At 70.3% G+C, this 22,123-nt stretch carries 18 protein-coding genes; 9 read left to right on the top strand and 9 right to left on the bottom strand.

From position 1 onward, the window contains the following. Nucleotides 1-57: 57 nt before the first annotated feature. Nucleotides 58-825, bottom strand: a complete 768-nt coding sequence (locus tag ACWGST_RS07210; protein WP_452045981.1) for a general stress protein — start codon at nt 823-825, stop codon at nt 58-60. A gap of 78 nt (nt 826-903) precedes the next feature. Here ACWGST_RS07210 and ACWGST_RS07215 point away from each other — a divergent pair, with 78 nt between their 5' ends. Genes ACWGST_RS07215 through ACWGST_RS07235 form a run of 5 tightly spaced genes read left to right on the top strand, consistent with a single transcriptional unit; the run spans nt 904 to nt 5,239 of the window. After that, the gene (locus ACWGST_RS07215) at nt 904-2,232 is read left to right on the top strand and encodes a magnesium transporter MgtE N-terminal domain-containing protein (RefSeq protein WP_452045982.1); all 1,329 of its coding nucleotides are present in this window, start codon (nt 904-906) and stop codon (nt 2,230-2,232) included. Then, on the top strand, nt 2,219-2,740 hold the full coding sequence (locus tag ACWGST_RS07220; RefSeq protein ID WP_452045983.1) for a DUF1003 domain-containing protein: 522 nt from the start codon (nt 2,219-2,221) through the stop codon (nt 2,738-2,740). Before ACWGST_RS07215 ends, ACWGST_RS07220 begins: the two co-directional genes overlap by 14 nt. Further along, a complete protein-coding gene (locus tag ACWGST_RS07225; RefSeq protein WP_452045984.1) occupies nt 2,727-3,929 on the top strand; it encodes an Mrp/NBP35 family ATP-binding protein in 1,203 nt (400 codons plus the stop codon). Before ACWGST_RS07220 ends, ACWGST_RS07225 begins: the two co-directional genes overlap by 14 nt. Before the next feature lie 4 nt (nt 3,930-3,933). Beyond that, entirely contained in the window at nt 3,934-4,905 is a 972-nt protein-coding gene (locus tag ACWGST_RS07230) for a hypothetical protein (RefSeq protein ID WP_452045985.1), read from the top strand. Nucleotides 4,906-4,951: 46 nt separating this feature from the next. Then, on the top strand, nt 4,952-5,239 hold the full coding sequence (locus tag ACWGST_RS07235) for a hypothetical protein (RefSeq protein WP_452045986.1): 288 nt from the start codon (nt 4,952-4,954) through the stop codon (nt 5,237-5,239). 154 nt (nt 5,240-5,393) lie between these two features. Here ACWGST_RS07235 and ACWGST_RS07240 read toward each other — a convergent pair whose 3' ends face one another. Both ACWGST_RS07240 and ACWGST_RS07245 read right to left on the bottom strand, forming a co-directional pair. Then, nucleotides 5,394-7,001: a pyridoxal phosphate-dependent decarboxylase family protein gene (locus ACWGST_RS07240; protein WP_452045987.1), complete on the bottom strand. Its 1,608-nt coding sequence runs from the start codon at nt 6,999-7,001 to the stop codon at nt 5,394-5,396. Then, nucleotides 7,001-8,392, bottom strand: a complete 1,392-nt coding sequence (locus ACWGST_RS07245) for an MFS transporter (protein ID WP_452045988.1) — start codon at nt 8,390-8,392, stop codon at nt 7,001-7,003. The genes ACWGST_RS07240 and ACWGST_RS07245 overlap by 1 nt, the downstream gene beginning before the upstream one ends. A 108-nt stretch (nt 8,393-8,500) precedes the next feature. Here ACWGST_RS07245 and ACWGST_RS07250 point away from each other — a divergent pair, with 108 nt between their 5' ends. Next, the gene (locus ACWGST_RS07250; protein WP_452045989.1) at nt 8,501-10,051 is read left to right on the top strand and encodes a succinic semialdehyde dehydrogenase; all 1,551 of its coding nucleotides are present in this window, start codon (nt 8,501-8,503) and stop codon (nt 10,049-10,051) included. A gap of 121 nt (nt 10,052-10,172) precedes the next feature. Here the strand turns inward: ACWGST_RS07250 and ACWGST_RS07255 are convergent, their stop codons facing one another. Continuing rightward, the gene (locus ACWGST_RS07255) at nt 10,173-10,574 is read right to left on the bottom strand and encodes a twin-arginine translocase TatA/TatE family subunit (RefSeq protein WP_452045990.1); all 402 of its coding nucleotides are present in this window, start codon (nt 10,572-10,574) and stop codon (nt 10,173-10,175) included. A gap of 91 nt (nt 10,575-10,665) precedes the next feature. On the opposite strand from ACWGST_RS07255, the gene ACWGST_RS07260 reads away from it, so the two are divergent. Further along, the gene (locus ACWGST_RS07260; RefSeq protein ID WP_452045991.1) at nt 10,666-11,298 is read left to right on the top strand and encodes an O-methyltransferase; all 633 of its coding nucleotides are present in this window, start codon (nt 10,666-10,668) and stop codon (nt 11,296-11,298) included. A 102-nt stretch (nt 11,299-11,400) separates the two neighbouring features. Here the strand turns inward: ACWGST_RS07260 and ACWGST_RS07265 are convergent, their stop codons facing one another. The 3 genes from ACWGST_RS07265 to dapE all read right to left on the bottom strand — a co-directional run bounded on the left by ACWGST_RS07265 (nt 11,401) and on the right by dapE (nt 14,096). Then, nucleotides 11,401-11,574: a DUF3117 domain-containing protein gene (locus ACWGST_RS07265; protein ID WP_067875042.1), complete on the bottom strand. Its 174-nt coding sequence runs from the start codon at nt 11,572-11,574 to the stop codon at nt 11,401-11,403. Between the two features lie 141 nt (nt 11,575-11,715). Further along, nucleotides 11,716-12,963, bottom strand: coding sequence for a hypothetical protein (locus tag ACWGST_RS07270; RefSeq protein WP_452045992.1), 1,248 nt, complete (start codon nt 12,961-12,963; stop codon nt 11,716-11,718). Nucleotides 12,964-12,998: 35 nt separating this feature from the next. Beyond that, nucleotides 12,999-14,096 carry a succinyl-diaminopimelate desuccinylase gene (gene dapE, locus ACWGST_RS07275; protein WP_452045993.1) on the bottom strand — a complete coding sequence of 366 codons (1,098 nt, stop codon included), beginning with the start codon at nt 14,094-14,096 and terminating at the stop codon, nt 12,999-13,001. Between the two features lie 133 nt (nt 14,097-14,229). Between dapE and ACWGST_RS07280 the strand changes: the two genes are divergently transcribed. Next, complete coding sequence (locus tag ACWGST_RS07280; protein WP_452045994.1) at nt 14,230-15,276, top strand: LacI family DNA-binding transcriptional regulator; 1,047 nt, start codon at nt 14,230-14,232, stop codon at nt 15,274-15,276. On the opposite strand, the gene ACWGST_RS07285 is transcribed toward ACWGST_RS07280, so the two are convergent. Further along, on the bottom strand, nt 15,253-16,152 hold the full coding sequence (locus ACWGST_RS07285; protein WP_452045995.1) for an ROK family protein: 900 nt from the start codon (nt 16,150-16,152) through the stop codon (nt 15,253-15,255). The two genes, ACWGST_RS07280 and ACWGST_RS07285, sit on opposite strands and share 24 nt — an antisense overlap. Nucleotides 16,153-16,305: 153 nt before the next feature. After that, nucleotides 16,306-20,982, bottom strand: coding sequence for a GH92 family glycosyl hydrolase (locus tag ACWGST_RS07290; protein WP_452045996.1), 4,677 nt, complete (start codon nt 20,980-20,982; stop codon nt 16,306-16,308). Nucleotides 20,983-21,097: 115 nt separating this feature from the next. Here ACWGST_RS07290 and dapD point away from each other — a divergent pair, with 115 nt between their 5' ends. Further along, complete coding sequence (dapD, locus tag ACWGST_RS07295; RefSeq protein WP_452045997.1) at nt 21,098-22,051, top strand: 2,3,4,5-tetrahydropyridine-2,6-dicarboxylate N-succinyltransferase; 954 nt, start codon at nt 21,098-21,100, stop codon at nt 22,049-22,051. Nucleotides 22,052-22,123 lie beyond the last annotated feature (72 nt).

Below are 22,123 nucleotides of genomic sequence, written 5' to 3' on the forward strand. Positions count from 1 at the left end.
AGTCTGGGACGCAGCCCCGAATGCGCAGGGCGGAGCGGAGCGCGGGGTCGAGCGCAGTCAGCGATCCGAGGCGGTCGACTCGGCCGAGCCCGCCGAGCCCGTCGCCCCGGTCGCCGAGGCATCCGTGCCGTCGCCATCGGTCTGCGGCGGCGTGGATGTCGCGTCGCCCGCGTCGACCGTCGGTGCGAGCTCACCGTAGCGCGGGCGCACCGGTGCCTGCGGACCCCTGGCCGCCTCGTCGGCGGCCCGTCGCGCGGCATCCGTCGCCTCGCCGTAGCTCAACGGTCGCCCGCCGTTCGCGACCGGGGGCGTCGAAGCCGGGCGCTCGGCGGCCGGCGCGTCGACGCCGAGCACGCTGCGGGCGCGATCGACGTGCGCGCTCGCGGCGATGATCGCGTACCGTGCAGCGAGCACCTGCCCGACCGAGGTGAAGTCTCGGCGTCGGCGGTTCATCGAGTACGAGACGACGCTGAAGATCATGCCGAAGCCGGCGCCGATGAGCACGGCAGAGATCAGGATGCCGACCGAGGTGCCGCTCGGCGCGAAGATGAAGAACAGCAGCCCGAGGAACGTGCCGAGCCAGGCACCCGAGATCGCGCCGGCGCCCGCGGCGCGACCCCAGGTGAGCTTGCCGGTGATGCGCTCGACGCTCGTGAGGTCGGTGCCGACGATCGCGAGTTCTTTCACGGGGAACTCCGCCTTCGCGAGCTTGTCGACCGCGGCCTGGGCTTCGGCGTAGGTCTCGAAGCTCGCCACCGTTTCGCCGTTGGGCAGGGTCGGGTACTCTCGGCCGACGCGGCCGCCGAACGGCGATTGAGTGCTCACCCGGCCATTCTCCCACGACGCGCCCGCCTGGTGCCGGGAAGAGGCTTGGCACGAGGCATCCGGGACTAAGTTGGAACCGTGAGCGCCACGAGAGTCTTCGTCGCCCGACTGGCCGGGTGCGCCGTCTTCGACCCCGCCGGCGATCGGGTCGGCAAGGTGCGCGACGTCCTCGTCGTGTACCGCAAGAACGACCCTCCGCGCGTCGTCGGCCTCATCGTCGAGATTCCCGGCAAGCGCCGCGTGTTCGTCTCGATCGGCCGGGTGACCTCGATCGGCGGCGGTCAGATCATCACCACGGGCCTCATCAACCTGCGCCGCTTCGAGCAGCGCGGCGGCGAGGTGCGCGTGATCGCCGAGATGCTCGGTCGCAAGGTCGCCTTCGTCGACGGTTCGGGCGACGCCTCGATCGAAGACGTCGCGATCGAAGAGCTCGAGCCCGGCGAATGGCAGGTCGACCAGCTCTTCGTGCGCCGGCCGAAGGGCGCGTCGCCGTTCTCGAAGGGCCAGTCGGCCTACGTCACCTGGCGCGAGGTGCGCGAGGTCAACCCGCCCGGCGAGGCGCAGTCGGCCGAGCACCTCATCGCCTCCTACTCCGAATTGAAGCCGGCCGACCTCGCGAACACCCTGCTCGACCTGCCCGCGCAGCGTCGTCAAGAGGTCGCCGAAGAGCTCTCCGACGACCGCCTCGCCGACGTGCTCGAAGAGATGCCCGAGTCCGATCAGGTCGTGATCCTCGCGGGCCTCGGCGACGACCGCGCCGCCGATGTGCTCGATCACATGCAGCCCGACGACGCCGCCGACCTCATCGCGCAACTGCCCGAAGAGCGCGGCGAGCATCTGCTCGAGCTCATGGAGCCCGAAGAGGCCGACGACGTGCGCTTCCTCCTCTCGTACGGCCCCGACACGGCCGGCGGGCTCATGACCCCCGAGCCGATCATCGTCTCGGCCGACGCGACGGTCGCCGAGGGCCTCGCGCTCATCCGCCGCCACGATCTGCCGCCCGCGCTCGGCGCGGCGGTCTGCGTGACGTTGCCGCCGTACGAGCCGCCGACCGGGCGGTTCCTCGGCATCGTGCACTTCCAGCGCATGCTGCGGTATCCCCCGCACGAGCGGCTCGGCACGCTCATCGACCAGGGGCTCGAGCCCGTGCGCGCCGACACCTCGGCCGCCGAGGTCAGTCGCATCCTCGCGAGCTACGACCTCGTGTCGGTGCCGGTCGTCGACGAGAAGCATCGACTCGTCGGGGTGGTGACGATTGACGACGTGCTCGACTACCTCCTGCCCGATGACTGGCGAAGTCATCCCGAAGATCCCGAGGTGGAGCGTCGCGCGGCCGCGCGAGCCCAGCTGACGACGGGGAGCATCCCCATCTCGAACGGAAGGAGGGCAGGAGATGGCACGCGCTGACGCCGACGAGCGGCGGTTCGACACCCCGAAGGGCATTCGCCGCTCCGCATCCTTCCGTGGTTCGGGCGACAGCGACCGCTTCGGCCGCTTCACCGAGTGGGTCGCGCGCGGCATGGGCACGCCCGGCTTCCTGCTGTTCCTGTCGGTGTTCGCGATCGGCTGGATGGTGTGGAACACCATCGCGCCCGAGGCGTGGCGCTTCGACTCGATCGCGATCGGCTTCACCGCCCTCACGCTCGTGCTCTCGCTGCAGGCCTCGTATGCCGCGCCCCTCATTCTGCTCGCCCAGAACCGGCAGGACGACCGCGACCGCGTGCAGATCGAACAGGACCGACAGCGCGCCGAACGCAACCTCGCCGACACCGAATACCTCGCCCGCGAGGTCGTGGCGCTGCGTCTCGCCATGAAAGACCTGGCGTCGCGCGAGTTCATCCGCTCAGAGCTGCGGGCGATCATCGAAGAGCTCGACCGACGCGACGAGGAGGACGCCGAGCATGCCGGCCGCTGAACCCCCCGAGACCGCCACGGGCGCGACGGCAGCCCTCGAGGCCGCCGTGCGTGCGGCGCTCACCGGCGTCATCGACCCCGAGATCCGCAAGCCCGTCACCGATCTCGACATGGTCGACCGCGTCGTCGCCCTCGACGACGGCCGCGTCGAGGTCGGCATCAGATTGACGATCGTCGGATGCCCCGCATCCGACCGCATCGAACGCGACGTGCGTCAGGCGGCCGAGACGGTCGTCGGCGAGGGCAATGCCGACGTCGTGCTCTCGGTCATGACGCCCGAGCAGCGCAGCGCCCTCACCGAACGCCTTCGTGGTGGCCGCGCGGCCCGGGGCAACCCCTTCGGCCCTGGCAGCCTCACCCGGGTCATCGCCGTTACGAGCGGCAAGGGCGGCGTCGGCAAGTCGACGATCACCGCGAACCTCGCCGTGGCGCTCGCGGCGCGCGGCCTCGCAGTCGGACTCGTCGACGCCGACGTGCACGGCTTCTCGATCCCCGGGCTGCTCGGCCTCGTCGACGAGTCGGGGCTCGCGGCCCGACCGACCCGCGTCGACGAGATGATCCTGCCGCCGGTCGCACACGGGGTGAAGGTCATCTCGATCGGCATGTTCGTCGAACCCTCCGAAGAGGGTGGGCGCGCGTCATCCGTCGCCGTCGCCTGGCGCGGGCCGATGCTGCACCGCACCCTGTCGCAGTTCCTCACCGACGTGTACTTCGGCGACCTCGACGTGCTGCTCGTCGACCTGCCGCCGGGCACGGGCGACGTCGCGATCTCGCTCGGGCAGCTCTTGCCGAACGCCGAGGTCGTCGTCGTGACGACCCCGCAGCCCGCCGCGGCCGACGTCGCCGAGCGCTCGGGCGTCGTGGCGCGCCAGACCGGGCAGAAGATCGTGGGCGTCGTCGAGAACATGGCGGGATTCGCCCAGCCCGGCGGCGAGATCTTCGACCTCTTCGGCGCCGGCGGCGGCGGCATCGTCGCCGAGCGCCTCTCGGCCGGCCAGCCCGAGCCGGTGCCGCTCCTTGCGAGCGTGCCGCTCAGCGTGGCGCTCCGCCGCGGCGGCGACGACGGGCTGCCCGTCGTGCTCGCCGAGCCCGACGACCCGGCCGCCCGCGCGATCGAGCAGGTCGCCGCCCGACTCGCCGCCCTCCCCCGGTCGCTCGGAGGTCGACGACTCGACGTCACGGTTCGGTGAGCAGATGTCGCGCGCTCACCCGACCCGTTGGCCCGCGATGCCCGTCGCCTCGATGAGGGCCGGCCGCGCCGCGCTCATGCCCGGCATCGCGCTCGGTTTCGTGCTCGTGCTCGCGTTCGGGCTCACCGCGTGCGCGCCCCGGACCGAGCGCCCTGCGGCCGTGCTGCCGTCGGGTCTCAGCGTTTCGGTGCAGCAGGGCCGACTCGACATCGAGGCGCAGCGACTCGTCGTGCGCGTCGAGAACGACGGCGACGCCCCCGTCACGGTCGAGCGGCTCGAGGTCGAGTCGCCGACGCTCACGCCCGGCATGGTGCGCGACGAGCCGTTTCAGGTCGGCGCCGGCGATGCCCTGCAGATCAGGATGCCGCTGTCGGCGAGCGAGTGCGGCACCGACGCGTCGACACCGCCCAAGCCCGAGGCGACGATCGTGCTCGAGGTCGCGACGGCCGCCGGTCGCGCCTCGGGCGAACTCATCGCCGACGACCCGCACGGCACGCTCGCTCGCGTCGCGAACACCGAGTGCCTCGGCGAGTCGGTCGAGCGAGTCGCCGCGATCGAGCTGCCCGAGCACCTGAGGTCGACCGGCAGCGGCACCGAGCGACGCGCGTTCATCGATGTCGAGGTCGTGCCCGCGGCATCCGCCTCGCCGTCTCGAAGCGACGGCAGCACCGAAGCCGACGGCGGATCGTTCACCGTCGACCGGGTCTACGGCACGACCCTGCTGAATGCCGAGGGCGGCATCGACTGGCCGATCGGCATCGAGGTGAGCGTCGGCGGCGAGCCCGTCACGATCTCGTTGCCGGTGCGGCCGGCCCGGTGCGACGCGCATGCGATCGCCGACGACAAGCGCGGCACGATCCTGCCGTTCGAGATCCGCACGAGCGACGGGCGCGGGGGGCGGCTCGATCTGTCGTCGGGCGACACCCTGAAGGCCGAGCTCTACGCGTACTACGGCGAGCGGTGCGGGCTCGAGTGAACGGGTGCGGTGGCGCGCTCACAGCGGCGCTCGGTAGCATCCGGGAATGAGCAATTCGAACCCCGCTCCCGTGCCGCTGTCACCCGAATCGCGCGCCCAGCTGCTCAACGCCGAGGTCGCGCGTTATGCGCAGCGCGGCTGGAACGTGCAGTCGGTCGCGGCAGGTCAGGCGGTGCTCTCGAAGAACAAGCGCATCGGGTGGTTCTGGAACCTGATCCTCGTGCTGCTGACCGGCGGCCTCTGGCTGATCTACGTGGTCTACCGTGCGCTCAACCGCAAGGTGGAGACCGTCGTCATCTCGGTCGACGCCTCAGGGCGGATCCGCACGAGCTGATCGCCGACCCCTCGGCGCGCGCCGCCTCTCCGCTCGCCGAGTGTTAACGTTCGCGCCGAGTGTGCCCCGCGTAACAGCAACATTCGGCACGAACGTTAACACTCGCGGAGAGGCGAGGGCGCAAGCGCGCGCGCACGCGCACGCGCACGCTGAGTCAGGAACCGGCCGGCGGCTCCACGACCCGAGCGAGCAACTCGACGAGCAACCGTTCGGTGAGGTGCGGCGGCAGCGCGCCGACGAGCGCGAGCACCGGTGCGAGTCGGTCGGGCAGGGCTCCGCCGGCACCCGAAACGGCCGCCGCGTCGTCGCCTGCAGTGCGAGCCTCGGCGCCCCCGAGCAACCCGAACGCGCGCAGCAGCCCCGCAGCACCCTCCGAGTCGAGACCGGCGGACGCACCCGCCAGCGCCTCGAGGCCACCGGGCAGCGTCTCGGCGAGTCCCGCGACGAGCGCCTGCCCGTCGACGGGCGGCTCGCCGCGCACGATCTCGGCCGCCGCGACGAGCGCCGTCGACAGCTCGCCGACCACGTCCTCGGTCACGGGCGTCACAGTCAGGTGCGTCGTGTGCGGCAGCCGGGTGCCGTCGGCCTGCATGAGCGCGGGCTGCAGTTGCAGGTGCCAGCCGGCGGTGCGCGCGGCATCCGCCCAGTGATGCGGGTCGACCCGCCGATCGACCGCGACCGATTCATCGGTGGCGACCGCGAAGAGCGGCCCGACCGGCGATCCGACGACGCGCAGGCCCTCGATGCCGTCGACGACCTCGCGAAGGGCCGCCGTCGCCCGCGCCGCCCGCGCGGTGAGCGGGGTGAACCCCTCTTCGCCGAGCGCCTCGATGATCGCCCACGCTGCGGCGAGCGGACCGGCCGGCTTCGAGCCGGTGAGTGTGGGGTTGACCACGGGGTAACCGGGCCAGCCGGTCGTCGCGAAGTACTGGAACCGCTGCCGGTCGCGCCCGCGCGTCAGCAGCACCGAGACGCCCTTCGGCGCGTAGCCGTACTTGTGCAGGTCGGCCGAGAGGCTCGTGACGCCGGGCACGGCGAGGTTCCACGCGGGCAGTTCCTCGGGCCAGAACGCGAGCGCGAACCCGCCGATGCACGCGTCGACGTGCAATGCGATGCCGCGCGGGCCGGTGATCGCCGCGACATCCGCGATCGGATCGATCGAGGCGAACGGATACGACGGCGCGCTCACGACGACGAGGGCGACGTCGTCGCCGAGCCGTTCCTCGATCGCGGCGGCCGAGACCGCGCCCGTGATCGGGTCGACCGGCACGAGGTCGAGCTCGAGCCCGAAGTACTCTGCGGCCTTGTGGAACGCGGCGTGCACGGTGACCGGCGCGACGATGCGCGGCACCCGCGGCGTGCCCGCACGCAGCGATCGCCAGAGGTCGCGCGCCGACTTCACGGCGAGCAGGCAGCTCTCGGTGCCGCCAGAGGTGACCGAGCCGACGATCTCGTCGTCGCCTGCACCACCTGAGTCGTCGGCCCCGCCGAGCACCCGACGTGCGAAGCCGATGACGCCCGCCTCCATCGCGGCCACCGAGGTGAACGTCGTCGGGTCGAGCCCGTTGACGGGCTGCACGAGCCGTGCGGCGTCGGCGGCGAGGTCGTCGAGTTCGGCGAGCCCCGAGTCGTACACGTACGAGAGCACGCGGCCGCCGTGCGTGGGTGCGTCGAGCGCGCGCATCGCTTCGAGCTCGGCGAGAATCTCGGATGCCTCGCGGCGGAAGCCGGTTCTGCGAAACCCTGTGCTGTGTTCGGTCATCAGGCCACCGTCTCTGCGGTCGTGGCGGCGGCATCCGCTTCGATGTCACCGCGTCGGAGGGGGTATCTGCGCAGGGCGACGAGGCTCGCGACGACGAGCAGCGCGGGGATGACGCTGAAGCTGATCGCGATGCCCGCGACGGCGACCGGCGACTGCGTCACCGTCTGCGAGCCGACCGATTCGGCGTAGCCCGTCATCGCGAGCACGATCGTGAGCACGGTGGCGCCGAGCGCCATGCCCGCGGTCTCCCCCGCCGTCCAGACGCCGCCGAAGCTGCCGGCGCGCCCGATGCCGTGCGTGCGTGCGTCGTGCGAGATGACGTCGGGCAGCATCGCCATGGGCAGCGACTGCATGCCCGCATAGCCCGCACCGGCGAGTGCGACGGGCACGTACACCCACGCACCCGGCGCCCAGATCATGCCCACGAGGCTGAGCGCGGCGATGCCGAAGAGCGTGCTCGCGAGCGCGAAGCCGCGCTCTTTGCCGACACGGCGGGCGACCGCCTGCCAGAGCGGTGCGAACAGCACCGCCGGCCCGATGAGCGCGACGAAGAGGTACGTCACCGCACGCTCGTCGTGCAGCACCCACGTGGCGACGAACTGGGCGCCCGCGAGCATGAGCCCGGTCGCGAGGCCCTGCAGCACGAAGGCGGCGAGCAGCGCACGGAACGCGGCGCTGCGCCGCAACGCGGCGACGCCCTCGGTGTAGCCGGCCCGGATGTCGCGTCGCGGCGAGGCATCCATCGACGCAGTGGGCTTGGACACGTCGGTCTTCGCGGCCGTCGAGGTCGCGACGAACATGCCCGCCCCGATCACGAGACCGGCGACGATCGCCATCACGAGGTAGCCCGTGTGCTCGTCGGCGAACGCCGCCCGCACCTCGGGGCCGCCGGCGCCGAAGAGCAGGATCGCGATCGTGAGCACGACGACCCGCCAGGTGAGCAGTCGCGTGCGCGCGTCGTAGTCGGGCGTCAGCTCGGCGGGCAGCGCGATATATGGCACCTGGAAGAGGCTGAACGCCGTCGCCGTCGCGAGGAACGCGAGGAACACCCAGATGCCGGATGCCCCGGGTTCGAGGCCCGCGGGCACTGCGAAGGTGAGGATGAAGCCGACGGGCAGTGCGAGTGCGCCGACGATCATCCAGATGCGCCGGGTGCCGGTGCGGGCGAGCGCGCGGTCGCTGCGTTCGCCGATCCACGGGTCGATCACGACGTCCCACACCTTGGCGGCGGTCACGACGAGACCGGCGACGAGCGCGGTCACGCCGAGGGTGTCGGTCAGGTAGTAGACGAGCACGAGGCCGGGCAGCGTGGCGAAGCCGCCGGTGCCGATGGAACCGATCGCGTAGCGGGCCACGACACCGCGGGACAGGGTTCGCTCCGTTGCGGTCATGGAGGAAGTGTACTCATCCCACCGGCCTCGCCCGACCGCATACCGAGGCACCGCCCGAGAACTGGGTCAACTGACCTAGAACTGATGCAGCTGGCCTAGACTGTGCGCATGCGCGCCCCCACGGCCTCTCCTGCCCTGTTCACGAGCCTCACCGACGACGTCGTCGCCTCGGGATCCGAGACCACCCCCGTTCCGACGCCGTCGACGGGCGAGACACTGCACGAGCTGCCGCGCTCGAGCGCCGATGACGTGCTCGACGCGTTCGCCCGCGCCCGACTCGCCCAGCTCGCCTGGGCCCGTGCCGGCTTCGCCGAGCGCCGGCGCGTGCTGCTGCGTGCGCACGACCTCATCCTCGAGCGACGCGAGATGCTGCTCGATCTGATCCAGCTCGAGAGCGGCAAGACCCGCGGTCAGGCGTTCGAAGAGATCTTCGAGGCCGTCTCGGTCACCCGGTACAACGCGCTCGCGGCCCGCAAGGTGTTGCACGGCCGGCCCGTGCGCTCGGGTCTGCCCACCGTCGCGACGAGCCGCGTGCAGTTCCGCCCGAAGGGCGTCGTCGGCGTCATCACGCCGTGGAACTTCGCACTCAGCCTCGCTGCGATGGATGTCGTGCCCGCCCTCGCCGCCGGGTGCGGCGTCGTGCAGAAAGCCGACGACCAGGGCGCGCTCTCGATCCTCGCCCTGCGCCGCGCCTTCGTCGACGCCGGTGTGCCCGCGGCGCTCTGGGCCGTCGTGGCCGGCCCCGCCACAGAGGTCGGCGAAGCGCTGACGGATGTCGCGGACTACATCTGCTTCACCGGTTCCACTGCGACCGGCCGCAAGATCGGCGAGAAGGCCGGCCGCCGTCTCGTCGGTTCATCACTCGAACTCGGTGGCAAGAACGCCCTGCTCGTGCTCGACGACGTCGACCCCGCGACCGCCGCCGCGAACTCGGCGCACGCCGCCTTCTCGGCGATGGGCCAGCTCTGCGTCTCGGTCGAGCGCATCTACGTCGACCAGAAGATCGCCGGGCCGTACCAGCGCGCACTCGTCGAGCGGCTGCGGGCTTCCAAGCTCGGCTCCTCGCTCGACTTCGGCGCCGACTTCGGCTCGCTCGCGAGCGCCGCGCAGCTGGCCCGCGTGCAGGCGCACCTCGACGACGCGGTCGCCAAGGGCGCCGTCGTGCTCGTCGGCGGCAAGCACCGCCCCGACCTCGGCCCGTGGTTCTTCGAACCGACGATCCTCACGGGCGTCACGCCCGACATGCTCGTGTACGCCGAGGAGACGTTCGGGGCGATCGCCTCGCTCTACCTCGTCGACAGCGACGAAGAGGCCGTGCTCGCAGCCAACTCGAGCGAGTACGGCCTCAACGCCGCCGTCTTCACGAACTCGGCGAGCCGCGCACGCCGCGTCGCCGACGCCCTCGAGGCCGGCAGCGTCAACATCAACGAGGGCTACCGCGGCTCGTTCGCCTCGGTGGCGGCGCCGATGGGCGGCGTCAAGCAGTCGGGTCTCGGCCGTCGCAACGGCGAGGCGGGCCTGCTGCGCTTCGTCGAGCCCGTCACGATCTCGTCGACGACGGGACTGCTGCAGCTGCCGCGCACCGGTCGGGAGTACGAGCAGCAGGCGCCCCTGCTCATGCTGCTCGCGCGCGGGCTGAAGACGCTGCGACTGCGCTGAGGCGGCGGCCACGCGGCATCCACTCGGTTGTTCGCTGTGGTCTGCCCGCAGCGGCGGGCTCGACTACTCAGGCGGCCTGCGCAAGCGGCCCGCTCGGTCTGCGTGGTCGGACAGCCGGGGCTCAGGTCGCTTCGGAGTCGAACGGCGCGACCTCGTCGGCGCCGAGCGGCTCGCGCTTGCGCTTGCGCTGCAGGTAGGCCGAGTTCTCGTTGACGCCGGCGCGCGCCACGGCAGGCGTCGGCTCTGGCGCCTCTTCGGCGAAGGGGTCGATGTCGGTGAGCGCCTCGCGGATGATGCGTCGCGGGTCGTACTGGCGCGGGTCGAGCTTCTTCCAGTCGACGTCGTCGAAGTCTGAGCCCATCTCGTCGCGCATACGGTCTTTCGCACCGTTGGCCATGTCGCGAAGCGAGCGCACGAGCCGGCCGAGCTGCGCCGCGTAGTGCGGCAATCTCTCGGGCCCCAGCAGGAAGACCGCGATGACGCCCACGATGAGGAGCTTGTCGAACGTCAGTCCACCGAACATCCCTACAGGATAGTCGGCGGCGAGGCGTGCGAACGACACGCCGCGAGCGCCCTAGGCTTGGGAGCTGAGAGATGCATCCGGGAGCCGCCACGTGTCTGAACACGACCTGAACTGGAAGTACGTCGACGACTCGGTCGCCGTGACCGAATCGATCGCCAAGGCCCGCCAGCAATCCCTCGAGCTCGGCGTCGAAACGGTCTCGCCCGCCGTCGGCGCACAGCTCGCCGTGCTCGCCGCCGCGTCGCGCGCCCAGTCGATCATCGAGGTCGGCACCGGCGTGGGCGTCTCAGGGCTCTGGATGCTGCAGGCCGCACGCCGCGCCCTGCTCACCTCGATCGACACCGAGAACGAGTACCAGCAGCATGCCCGCCAGCACTTCGCCGACGCCGGCATCGCCGCAGCCCGCGTGCGACTCATCGCCGGGCGGGCGAGCGAGGTGCTGCCGCGCATGAACGAGAGCTCGTACGACATCGTCTTCATCGACGCCGACGCGCCGTCGGTCATCGAGTACGCCGAGCACGGCCTTCGCCTGGCCAAGCCCGGCGGCATCGTGCTCGTCGCGCGCGCCCTCTGGAAAGGTCGGGTGGCAGACCCCGCCCGACGCGACGAATCGGCGAGCGCCTACCGCACCCTCATCTCGGAGCTGTCGACGTCGACCGCGGTCGCGACGGCGATCTCGCCCGCCGGCGACGGCCTGCTGCAGATCGTCAAGCTCGGCGTCTGAGCGTCGCTCGAGCCTGCGTCGCCACGTCGACGACGGCAGGGCCGGACCCCGTTAACGACTCGAGCCCCGAGAAATCTCGGGGCTCGATTCGAGTGATGTGACTCAGGCGGGATTCACGACGCCGCCGAGGACGTCGTACAGCTCCTTGGCCTCAGCGTCGTTCACCGAGACGACGAGGCGCCCCCCACCTTCGAGTGGAACTCGAACGATGATGAGTCGACCCTCCTTCACAGCCTCCATCGGCCCGTCTCCGGTGCGTGGCTTCATGGCCGCCATTGAGCTCCCCTTTCGTGGCTGAGATTCCATTATCTGCTAACACAGGCGGTGCTGGGAAATCGCCCCGAGCCTGTGGACAACCCGTTTGACGGATTTCCACAGCCCGCGCCCGCCGCGATCGCGCGCGGAATAACTCTCCGATCAGGGAGGCGTCCAGTCGCGACCGTCGATGCCCCACGCGATGAGCAGCCATCCCAGCTGCAGCAACAGAGAGAGCGCGACCATTCCCCAGCGGTACCAGCGCGCCCGCGGCGCCGCCAGCGCGCCGACGAGCGGGAACATCGGCGCGAGCAGCCGGAACGTGCTCGACTGCGGAAAGAACACCGCCAGCAGGTACAGCGCGTAGCTCGCGAGCCAGAGCCGCACGTCGACGCCGAGCCGCCGCACGGCCGGCAGGAACAGCACCACCCCGAAGCTCACGATGAAGACCACGACGGCCGCGATGCCGAACCACGCGGGCAGCGCCACCCACTCGGCCCACCATGCGCCGCCCTGGAACCATGCCGTGAACGGCACGAGTTCCCGGTAGCCGATGTAGGCCGACCGCCACGCGAGTTCGGTGGCCGTGTAGCCGTGCAGTTCACCGGTCGCGGCCCAGACGATGGCGGGCCAGGCGAGCCCCACAAGCCCTGCGAAGACGGCGACGGATGCCGCGAGGACCCGCTCCCTCATCGGGAACGGGTCGCTGCGGCGCGACCACCAGCGCCACGCCCAGTGCAGGCCGAGCGTGAGCGCGAATGCGAGCGCCCCTGGCCGCGTGAACGCCCACACGGCCAGCACGGGCACGAGCCATCCGTATCGTCGATCGACGAGCAGCAGCAGCGCGAGCGCGAGCCAGAGCAGACCGAGCGATTCGGCGTAGCCGAACTGCATGATCGGCGAGACCGGCGCGACGCAGAACAGCACGACCGCGAAGAGCGCGCGGTCGGGTTCGAGAAACCGCGACATGAGCCGATGCGTCACGAGCGCGGCCCCGAGGCCGGCGGCGAGCGACACGATGACGGATGCCGCGTTCCACGGCACCCCGAACCAGGTGACGATGCCGACGAGTATCGGATAGACCGGCAGGAACGCCCACGCGTTCTCGGCGACCTGACCTGTGTCGGTCAGCGGCAGCTCGGGCGGATACCCGCCGAGCCAGATGATCTGATACCACCGCGCGTCCCAGAGGTTCGCGTACTCGAGGTAGCCGGGCCGGGCGGTCGTCCACGGATTCGAGCCCTGCACGCTCGCGAGCGCGAGCACCATGACCGTCGTGACCGCTCGGGCGCCGACGAAGACCAGGGCGACCTTCGCCCACCACGGGGCGAGCCGCCACCGCACGCGCGGCGACCAGCGCGTCACGCGGAACGGATCGGGTTCGCGCAGGGCGGCCGCCGACGTGGTCATGGGGTGCGCCTTTCCGGGTGGTCGGGCGGGGCCGCTCAGGCGGTGGCGCCGGTCAGCCAGGCACGGAGCGCGACCTCGGTGTGCGTGATCTGCGCAACGGCGACCCGCTCATCGTCGGCGTGCGCCTTGAGCGGGTCGCCGGGGCCGAAGTTCACCGCCGGGATGCCCATCGCGCTGAAGCGCGCGACATCCGTCCAGCCGTACTTGGGGCGCGCCTCGGCGCCGACCGCGCGCACGAACTGCTGTGCGAGCGGGTCGTCGAGACCGGGCCGCGCACCCTCGGCGCTGTCGACGATCGCGACCTCGAAGCCGTCGAAGAACTCGGTGACGAACGCGGACGCCTCGGCGACGCTGCGGCTCGGCGCGAATCGGTAGTTGACCGTGAGCACGGCCTCGTCGGGGATCACGTTGCCCGCGATGCCGCCCGAGACGAGCACGGCGTTCAGCCCCTCGCGGTAGGCGAGGCCGTCGACCTCGACGGTCTCGGCCTGGTACTCGGCGAGTTTCGCGAGCGCCGGGGCGAGCTTGTGGATCGCGTTCTCGCCCACCCAGCTGCGCGCCGAGTGCGCCCGGAGCCCGGTCGTCCACACCTCGGCGCGGAGAGTGCCGTTGCAGCCGCCCTCGACCTGCCCGTTCGACGGTTCGCCGAGGATGGCGAAGTCGCCGGCGAAGAGGTCGGGGCGATTGCGCGAGAGGCGCCCGAGACCATTGAGCGAGGCCGCGACCTCTTCGTTGTCGTACCACATCCAGGTGAGGTCGACGATGGGGTCGGCGAGCTCGAGCGCGAGCTTCAGCTGCACCGCGACTCCGGCCTTCATGTCGACCGTGCCGCGGCCCCACAGGTATTCGACGCCGTCTTCGGTCTCGAACCGGGTCGGCAGGTTCTCGTTGATCGGCACGGTGTCGAGGTGCCCGGCGATCACGACGCGGCGCTCACGGCCGAGATTCGTGCGCGCGACGATCGTGTCGCCGTCGCGGATCACCTCGAGATGGGATGCCGCGGCGAGCGCCTGCTCGACGAGGTCGGCGAGCAGCGACTCATCGCCCGACACGCTCGGCACATCGCAGATCGCCTGCGTGATGGCGACGGAATCGGCGGTCAGATCGAGCGTGAACGGTGATGCGGCGGGCATTCCCCGAGTCTATTCTCCCGGCACAGGAGCCCCGTCTCTCTCCCCGAGAACTCGACGCCCGCCGCGGGGCGCAACCGGGGCGAGGGCTGCAGCAGATATCGTGTCGTTGCTTCGCCGCACGCCGAGGAGGGTCATGCAGGACGCACGCGAACATGCGCAGAGGGTCACCCTCGCCCAGGTGGCCGATCGCGCCGGGGTGAGCCTGAAGACGGCGTCGCGGGCTCTCGGCGGGGAACAGTACGTGAGCCGGGACACCCGCTCGAAAGTCCTCGCCGCAGCAACAGCGCTGGGTTATCAGCGAAATGCCGCAGCGAGCATGCTGGCGAGCGGGAAGCTCGCCGAGTCGATCGGGCTCATCGGCGGCGACTTCACCAACCCGTTCTACTCCGCGCTCGCGCAGAGCATGGAGAACGAGATCCGGCGGCAGGGGATGCACTTGACCGTCGCCACCTCAGGCGAGTCCGAGGAGCAGGAGCGGCGCATCGTGGACGACCTCGCCAACCGTCAGGCCAAAGCGCTCGTGGTGGTCTCGGCCATGTCGCATCATGCCCACTATGCGCATGTGCAGGCGCGCGGCGTCCCTGTCGTGTTCGTCGATCGCCCACCAGTCGATCTCGATGCCGACTCCGTCGTGTTCGACAATCGCATGGGCGGCCGCCTCGCCGCCCGGCACCTCCTCGACACCGGCCACACCCGTATCGCGTTCGTCGGCGACTACGCCTGGCTTCCCACCTATCGAGAGCGGCTCGAAGGCATGGCCGCTGTCCTCGACGGAGCCCCGTCATCGTCATGGCGCGAGCTTCTGCGTGATGACGCGCACGACGTCGCGTCATCACGCACTCGAACCCGCGAACTCCTGGCGCTGCCGAAGCCGCCGACGGCGATCGTGGCGGGCAACAATCGGATCCTCCTCGGTGTCCTCGAAGAATTGTCGGCCACGGACATGGGCGATGTCCCTGCCGTCATCGGCATCGACGAACCCGAATGGGCGCGCGTCATGGGGATCACCACCGTGGCGGGAGATGTCGAGGAGATCGGGCGGAACGCCGCTCGCTTGGCCATCTCACGACTGACCGATCGCACTCGTCCCGTCGAACATGTCGTGCTCCCGATGCATCTCACCCCGCGACGGTCCACCGCGAGGCACGATTCCGGCTCAGGCGCCCTGCGCGCCGAGTAGCGCTGGGGCGACGACGCCTGCTGCACCGATCATCGGCGCCTCGTAGGAGAGTTCCGCCCGGATGACCGGGAGCTTCGTTCGCCCGAGGCCGTCGGAGAGGGGCGGTTCGAGGAGGTCCCATGAGCGGGCGATGGTGCCGCCGACGATGAGCGCTTCGGCGTCGAACCGGGCGAGCGGGCCGGCGAGCGCTCGGCCCAGGAACGAGAATGCATCCCCCAGCACCTCGTGCGCGATCGCATCGCCGCCGCGAGCGAGGTCGGCGATCTCCTTCACGTCGGGCACGGCCGTCGTGCGCCCCGTTCGGCGTGAATAGGCTGCCCGGATCGCGCGCCGCGACATCCGTGCCTCGATGCGCTGCCCTTCGAACTCGAGCAGGTGCAGTTCGCCGCCCGGCGCTGCACCGTCGGTGCGTTCGCCGCCGACCACCCACCCGGAACCGACGCCGGTGCCGAGCGTGATGCAGCAGAATTTCGACAGGCCGCGAGCCGAGCCCGCCGCGTGCTCGCCCAGGGCGAATGCGTCCGCATCGTTGACGAACGCGAACGAGTCCGCGTCGGCATCGAGGGCGTCGGCGAGTCGTGCGCGGAGATCGACCCCGTACAGCGAGTCGAACTTCCCCACCCCGGTGTACTGCGCGACGCCCGCGACGAAGTCGAACGGGCCGGGAACCGCCACGGCCCATCGCCCGCCGTGAGCGGATCCGAGCGTACGGGCCGCGGCGATGATGTGTCCGAGGATGTCACCGGCGTCGCCGGCCGAGTTCAGCGGTCGGATCCGGTAGGTGCCGTCGACGATCGCGTGGGCGGTGGTGTCGACGACGGCGACGGCGACGTGGGTTCCACCGAGTTCGATGGTCGGTATCCGGTTCTGGTTCACGGTGCTCTCTCTGTCTGGGTCGCCGGCGCTCGTCTGGGGTTGCCGGTGATCGACGAACTCCCAGGCGGCAACATGCCCGAACCGATCGAGGTACGACCGCTTCGAGCATGAGGGTTGTTCGGCGGGCCGGCGCGCGGCCGACCCGCCGAACGGTCACTTCGCGTCGACCAGGCGTTCGTAGGCCCAGACGAGACGGGACAGCGCCGCCACGTACTCGTCATGGGTGCTCGTCGCCGCGTCGAGCTCGTCAGCCGCGGCGACCGCGTTCCGGAGCTTGCGATAGGACACCGGAGTGACCTCGTCGGCTTCGACCGCCTCGGCCTTCGCCCGCCAGTCGGCGACCTGCTTGATCACCTTCCATTGCAGGTGGCCGGCAGCGGCGTTCAGCACTCGCAGCACCTCTACGACGTCACCGGTCGTCGCGGTCGCGTCCGCGTCGACGGCTTGCGCCGCCTCGAGCGCCCGGGCGAAGACCGCGAAATCGGTCACGAGGTACAGGCCCGCGTCTTCGATGAGGGCCGAGTGCGTTGTGATCGCCGACTGCAGCGCCGACTTGTCGACGTCGTACTCGAGCGAGAACCAGTCGAGGTTGCCGACGTAGGGCTGGGTCGCCGTCGGCGTGCTCTGGAGCGCGAAGTACACCGTTCTCGCGCCGGTGATCTCGGACGGGAGCGCGACCGTCGCGGTGCCGTAGGTGCCCCAACTCGAACCGGTGGGCTGGAGCGGGACGGTGACGAACGGTTCGCCGGACATCTCGTCGAGGTAGACGGCGAGTCGACCGTCGGCCACCTTTGTCGCCGGCGCGTCGTAACGCACGCTGAGCATGGTCGCGTTGCGGTCACCGAGATCGACATCGTCGTACCGGACCCACGCGCCGTTCTTCGTGCCGGCGAGCTGGCCACCCACCGATCCGGCCTCGGTCTTGAGGTCGGCACCCGAGAAGTCGGTACCCTCCACGAGCCCCGAGTCTGCGGCGTTGAGTAGGCCGTAGCCTGCCCGGATCGACTCGAAATGAACCGTCTTCGACGACGCCGCGGCATCCGACGCTGCACGGAACCGGAGCGCGTCGACGTTCGCGACCCAGCTCTGACCTGCGGCGAGGGCGCCGGTGAACACGAAGTACACGTCGTTGACGCCGGCGAGCTTCGCGATCTCGTCCGCAGTGAGGTCGCGCGTGATCGTCGTGTAGTTCCCCCACCCGTTCGTGGTGGGCAGCGGGATCGTGGTCACCACCGGGCCCGTGGCCGATCCGGTGCGGATCTCGACCGCGGAGCTCGCCGACGCCGACCCGGGGTTGTGGGAGTAGTCGATGACGAACGACGAGAGCGGGGATGCGGAGAAGTCGAGCCCGCGGAACGCGAGCCACGCCCCCGGAGTGATTCCGCCCACGGTGGTCCCGCTGCCGCCGCTCTCGGTCTTGAGCGCGCCACCAGACCACTGGTCGTAGCTCTCGGCCTGCAGCACGCGGTAGCTGTCACCACTGATCGCGAGGCCATCGGCCGCGACCTGCAGGAGAGCGAGGGCCGTCGACAGCGTGCGCTCCGACGAACTCTCGTCGTCCAGCGCCTCCTTCGCCTTCGCCACCGCCGACACGAGCTTCGCGAACGTGGCGGCGGAATAGCTGCCGGCCGTCACGAGGCTCGCATCGTCGTACACCGTCTGCAGCTCAGCGCGGGTGTCCGTCGACGGCGACACGGTGAACGGGTCGAGCGCCGTCGTCCCGGCACCGGTCACCTGGCTCGCCGTCGCGCCCTCGAGTGCGGAGTCGGAGAGCAGCAGCGTGAACTTCGTGCCCGTCGTGCTCTCCGGCTTTCCCTTGAACGTGACCTGGGCCGTCGTGTCGCTCATCCGCCTGACGCTGGCCGTGATGCCCTGGTCGAGACCGGGGAACGTGATCTCGCCGTTCGAGAGCGCAGGGCGGTTCTTGCCGGTGAAGGTCGCGCCACCGCTGAGGGTGAGGTCGATCGTGCTCTGCACCGCGCCCTTCGCGTCCGCGGTGAGGGTGGTGGCGCTCGGCGTGAGCTGGTGTCCGGCGTAACGGACCTTGAGCGTGAGGACACGCTCTTCGGCGCTGGGCGCCGTGCCGGAGAAGGCGGCCGGCGCCACGGTGACGACGAGGGCATCGGTCGAATCATCGACGAGGTGCCGCGCGGCCGTACCCGACAGGGTCAGGTCGAGCGAGCTCTCCCCCGACTTCGTCGCCACGAGGGTGAGGCCGGTCGGCACACCTGTGGCCTCGACCTGCGACGACAGCTCGGAACCGATCTCGCCGGCGAACTTCGCCCCGCTCACCCGCACGGAGATCACGTCGTCGATCGAGCCGTCGTTCGCACCGGACTCCTCGAACACCTGCGACGTCGTGGAGACGGCGTCGGCCGGGTGGTACAGCGCACTGTCGACGTGGTCGCTGAGCGAATCCGCCGCGACACCTTCGACTCCCCATGACGACGGGCTCGAGCCCATCGTGAAGTGCAGGACGCCGCCCGCGTTCATCTCCGCGGCGGTGAGCCACGTGCGGTTCAGCGGCTGACCGTTGAACGTCGCGCTCTGGATGTAGTGGTTCGTCGTGCTGACTCCGGGCGCCTCGACGACGAGGTCCTTGCCGCCGGGGTAGTTCATCGTCGTGCGGTCGAAGATCGGCGTCGTGATCTGGAACGAGTCGCCTCCCGCCATCACGGGGTAGAGGCCGATCGCGCTCGACACGAAGTATCCCGACATCGTTCCCGCGTCGTTGTCCATCGTCTGGAGTAGACCCTTGGGATCGTTCTGGAACACCATGCGCTTCGACGGCGTCGTCCCGCTGCCGTCGGCGGTGTAGCGAACGCAGACCGGCTCGGTGACCGCTCGGTACGTCCAGTCCTGCGTCTGCGCGGGCTGTCCGACGTAGTTGAAGAGGAACGGGGCGTGAACCGAGATCTCGTTGGCGAACAGGTGGAGGTTGCGCGAGCAGTCGTCGGGCGCCTGGTTGCCGAAGAAGTAGTTCACGGCTTTCGCCGCGTCCTCCTTGCCGCCCATGAGGTCGACCATGCCGCCGAGGTCCTGCGCGTCGTACCAGTTGTACTGCCAGAACGTCCCCTGGTAGAGACCGCTGCTCCAGCTCTCCGGGTTCTTCACCGTGAAGCCCGCCGAGTCGTCGTTGCTCGAGCGCGGCATCATGAGGCCGACTTCGTCGACACCCTCCGCGACGCCGGTCGCCGCGATCGCATTGGCGTCCTTCTTCAGGGCGTTCTTGTCGAACGCCTTCGCCCAGCGCGCGCCCTCGACCCGGTAGTGTTCGGCGTCCGCCGTCTCGCCGATCGCATCGGCGATGACCGAGAGGCCGTAGGCGTCGTAGGAGTACCCGAGCAGACCGCCGCCGACCGAGTTGAGGTTCGTCAGGCTCGCGGACTTCCCGGTCTGCGAGACGAGCGCAGGGTAGGCCTGTTCGAGCCCCTGCAGCTGGACGCCCTTCGAGATCGCATCCGCGACGACGACCGGCGCCCGCTCCCATCGCACCGTCGGCACGGACTGCAGCAGACCCCCGACCGAGCTCTTTCCGCTGGTCTCGACGCTCGCGTAGAGGTCGACGAGCGACTGGACGACGTCACGGTAGACGTCGGGGAAGACCGATGCCACGGCCGCGTACTTGTGGAAGTCATCCCACAGCGACCACGAATCGTAGTGGGTGTAGCCCTTCGCCTCGTAGATGACGCCGTCGGCCCCCCGGTACGTCCCATCCGTCGAGGTCGCGTTCATCGGGGTGTTGCCGAGGCGGTAGAGGTGCGTGTAGAACTGGGTCTTCAGGTCGCCCGTGGGGTCGTTCGTCGCGGTGGCTTCGACGTCGACCTTGCCGAGGCGATCGTTCCACTCGTTCTTGGTCGCGGCGCGGACCTCGTCGAACGTCTTGCCGCCGACCTCGACGGCCGCGTCGCGTTCCGCCTGCTCTGCGCTGACCGGGGAGAGCGTCACCGTGAGGCCCACGTGCTCGCCCGCAGCGGCGTCGAAGTTGAGGACGACCCCGATGTCCGTTCCGTTCTGGGAGGTCACGGTGGTGCTGAGCCCCGCTTCACCCCACGTCTGGACGGACGACGTCGGAACCGTGGTCTCCGCATAGTAGAAGAGCTTGTACGCCGAGTTGTAGAAGAATCCGGTGAAGGAACCGGAGATCGTCGTGTTGCCGGCGGCGTTCGTCCCGATCTCGAGGTCGGTGGCCTTGCGGCCGTTGCCGGTGTGCTTGAGGTCGACCACGAGGGCTGCGTGGCCCCCGTCGTCGAAGGCGTAGTCATGAGCGCCGGTTCGCGTGGCGGCCGTCACTTGGGCGTCGATGTCCTTACCCGACTCGTCGAGGCCGACGCGATAGTACCCCGCCGTGGCCGACTCGTCCTTGACACCGTCGGCCTTCTTGATCGTCTTGGCGTAGCTGCTCGTCGAGGGCCGGGAGGTGTAGCTCCCGTACGTGGGCACGACGAGCACGTCGCCCGCACCGCCTCCGCCGCCGACGCCGTCGAGGGCGATGTTCGTGAAACCGAGGAGCGTGCCCGCCGTGTACTCGTATCCCACGTGGTTGCCGGGGTTCGTGGTGGGAGTGACCGTCGCCAGCCCGTACGGCGCGAAGGCGCCGGGGCCGTCCTGACCGTGGTCACCCTCGGTGCCGATGAAGGGGTTGACGTACTGGGTGTAGTCCGTCGGGTCGGTCGCGGCCTCCGCCGCGTTCGCCGGCCCGGTCAGCGGCAGGAGTGCCGACGACAGCAGTGCCATCGCGATGGTCAGTGCGATGAGTCGTGGACGGGGGGCGCGGATCGACGTGCCGGTGTTCTCCTCGGCCGGATCCGGATATGGCAGCGCTGTCATGAGCTGGACTGTAGCATACCCGTCGGGCGCGTTCGTGAACTCCTCCGGGCGTCGAGGTCTGAGCCGGTCCGACGCTCCGTGTCATTCGCACGGCGCCCCTCGCTACCCTTGAGACATGCCTGCGAACAACGACGCCCTCACTCCTGCCCGCTCGGCTTCCGCCGTCGGACTCACGACGATCGCCGCTGACGGCACGGTGCTCGACGCATGGTTCCCCGCACCGAAGCTCGGGGCCGAGGCATCCCCCCTCGCGGCCGAGCATGCCACGTTCGTCGGCGAGGACGCCCGCCGGAACGTGCGCGTCGAGGCCGTCGAACTCACGATCGACCTCGACGCGGCACCGGCGAGCACGAGCGACGCGTACCTGCGTCTCCACGTGCTCTCGCACCTGCTCGCGGCGCCGAACACGGTGAACCTCGACGGCGTCTTCGGCCACCTGCCCGCCGTCGTGTGGACGAACGCGGGGCCGATGCATCCCGTCGACTTCGACCGACTGCGCCCCGCCCTGCAGCGCGCGGGAATCCACGCGACCGGCATCGACAAGTTCCCCCGCCTGCTCGACTACGTCACGCCCGAGCGCGTGCGCATCGCAGATGCCGCGCGGGTGCGCCTTGGCGCCCACCTCGCACCAGGCACCACGGTCATGCACGAGGGCTTCGTGAACTTCAACGCCGGCACGCTCGGCGCCTCGATGGTGGAGGGCCGCATCTCGCAGGGCGTCGTCGTCGGCGACGGCTCCGACATCGGCGGCGGGGCGTCCATCATGGGCACCCTCTCGGGCGGCGGCACCGAGCGCGTCGTGATCGGCGAGCGCGCGCTGCTCGGGGCGAACTCGGGCATCGGCATCTCGATCGGCGACGACAGCGTCGTCGAGGCCGGCCTCTACGTGACGGCGGGCACGAAGGTCGTGCTGCACGGCGGGCAGGGCGAACGGCCGAACACCGTCAAGGCGGTCGTGCTCTCAGGGGTGCCGAACCTGCTGTTCCGCCGCAATTCGCTGAACGGACAGGTCGAGGCGCTGTCGCGCACGGGCGAGGGCGTGCAGCTGAACGCGGCGCTGCACGCGTAGGGTCGCGACACGGCCGCAGACGGCCTCCTCGACGAACCGCGGCGACGCACATCACAGCCCTGCAACGACCCG

Source organism: Agromyces sp. NPDC055520 (genome assembly GCF_053619715.1).

What these genes read in the sequence shown, in the direction of transcription:
- ACWGST_RS07220 (WP_452045983.1), top strand. Translation starts at nt 2,219, where the DNA reads ATGGCACGCGCTGACGCCGACGAGCGGCGGTTCGACACCCCGAAGGGC.
- ACWGST_RS07225 (WP_452045984.1), top strand. Translation starts at nt 2,727, where the DNA reads ATGCCGGCCGCTGAACCCCCCGAGACCGCCACGGGCGCGACGGCAGCC.
- ACWGST_RS07230 (WP_452045985.1), top strand. Translation starts at nt 3,934, where the DNA reads ATGTCGCGCGCTCACCCGACCCGTTGGCCCGCGATGCCCGTCGCCTCG.
- ACWGST_RS07235 (WP_452045986.1), top strand. Translation starts at nt 4,952, where the DNA reads ATGAGCAATTCGAACCCCGCTCCCGTGCCGCTGTCACCCGAATCGCGC.
- ACWGST_RS07240 (WP_452045987.1), bottom strand. Translation starts at nt 7,001, where the DNA reads ATGACCGAACACAGCACAGGGTTTCGCAGAACCGGCTTCCGCCGCGAG.
- ACWGST_RS07245 (WP_452045988.1), bottom strand. Translation starts at nt 8,392, where the DNA reads ATGACCGCAACGGAGCGAACCCTGTCCCGCGGTGTCGTGGCCCGCTAC.
- ACWGST_RS07250 (WP_452045989.1), top strand. Translation starts at nt 8,501, where the DNA reads ATGCGCGCCCCCACGGCCTCTCCTGCCCTGTTCACGAGCCTCACCGAC.
- ACWGST_RS07255 (WP_452045990.1), bottom strand. Translation starts at nt 10,574, where the DNA reads ATGTTCGGTGGACTGACGTTCGACAAGCTCCTCATCGTGGGCGTCATC.
- ACWGST_RS07265 (WP_067875042.1), bottom strand. Translation starts at nt 11,574, where the DNA reads ATGGCGGCCATGAAGCCACGCACCGGAGACGGGCCGATGGAGGCTGTG.
- ACWGST_RS07270 (WP_452045992.1), bottom strand. Translation starts at nt 12,963, where the DNA reads ATGACCACGTCGGCGGCCGCCCTGCGCGAACCCGATCCGTTCCGCGTG.
- dapE (WP_452045993.1), bottom strand. Translation starts at nt 14,096, where the DNA reads ATGCCCGCCGCATCACCGTTCACGCTCGATCTGACCGCCGATTCCGTC.
- ACWGST_RS07280 (WP_452045994.1), top strand. Translation starts at nt 14,230, where the DNA reads ATGCAGGACGCACGCGAACATGCGCAGAGGGTCACCCTCGCCCAGGTG.
- ACWGST_RS07290 (WP_452045996.1), bottom strand. Translation starts at nt 20,982, where the DNA reads ATGACAGCGCTGCCATATCCGGATCCGGCCGAGGAGAACACCGGCACG.
- dapD (WP_452045997.1), top strand. Translation starts at nt 21,098, where the DNA reads ATGCCTGCGAACAACGACGCCCTCACTCCTGCCCGCTCGGCTTCCGCC.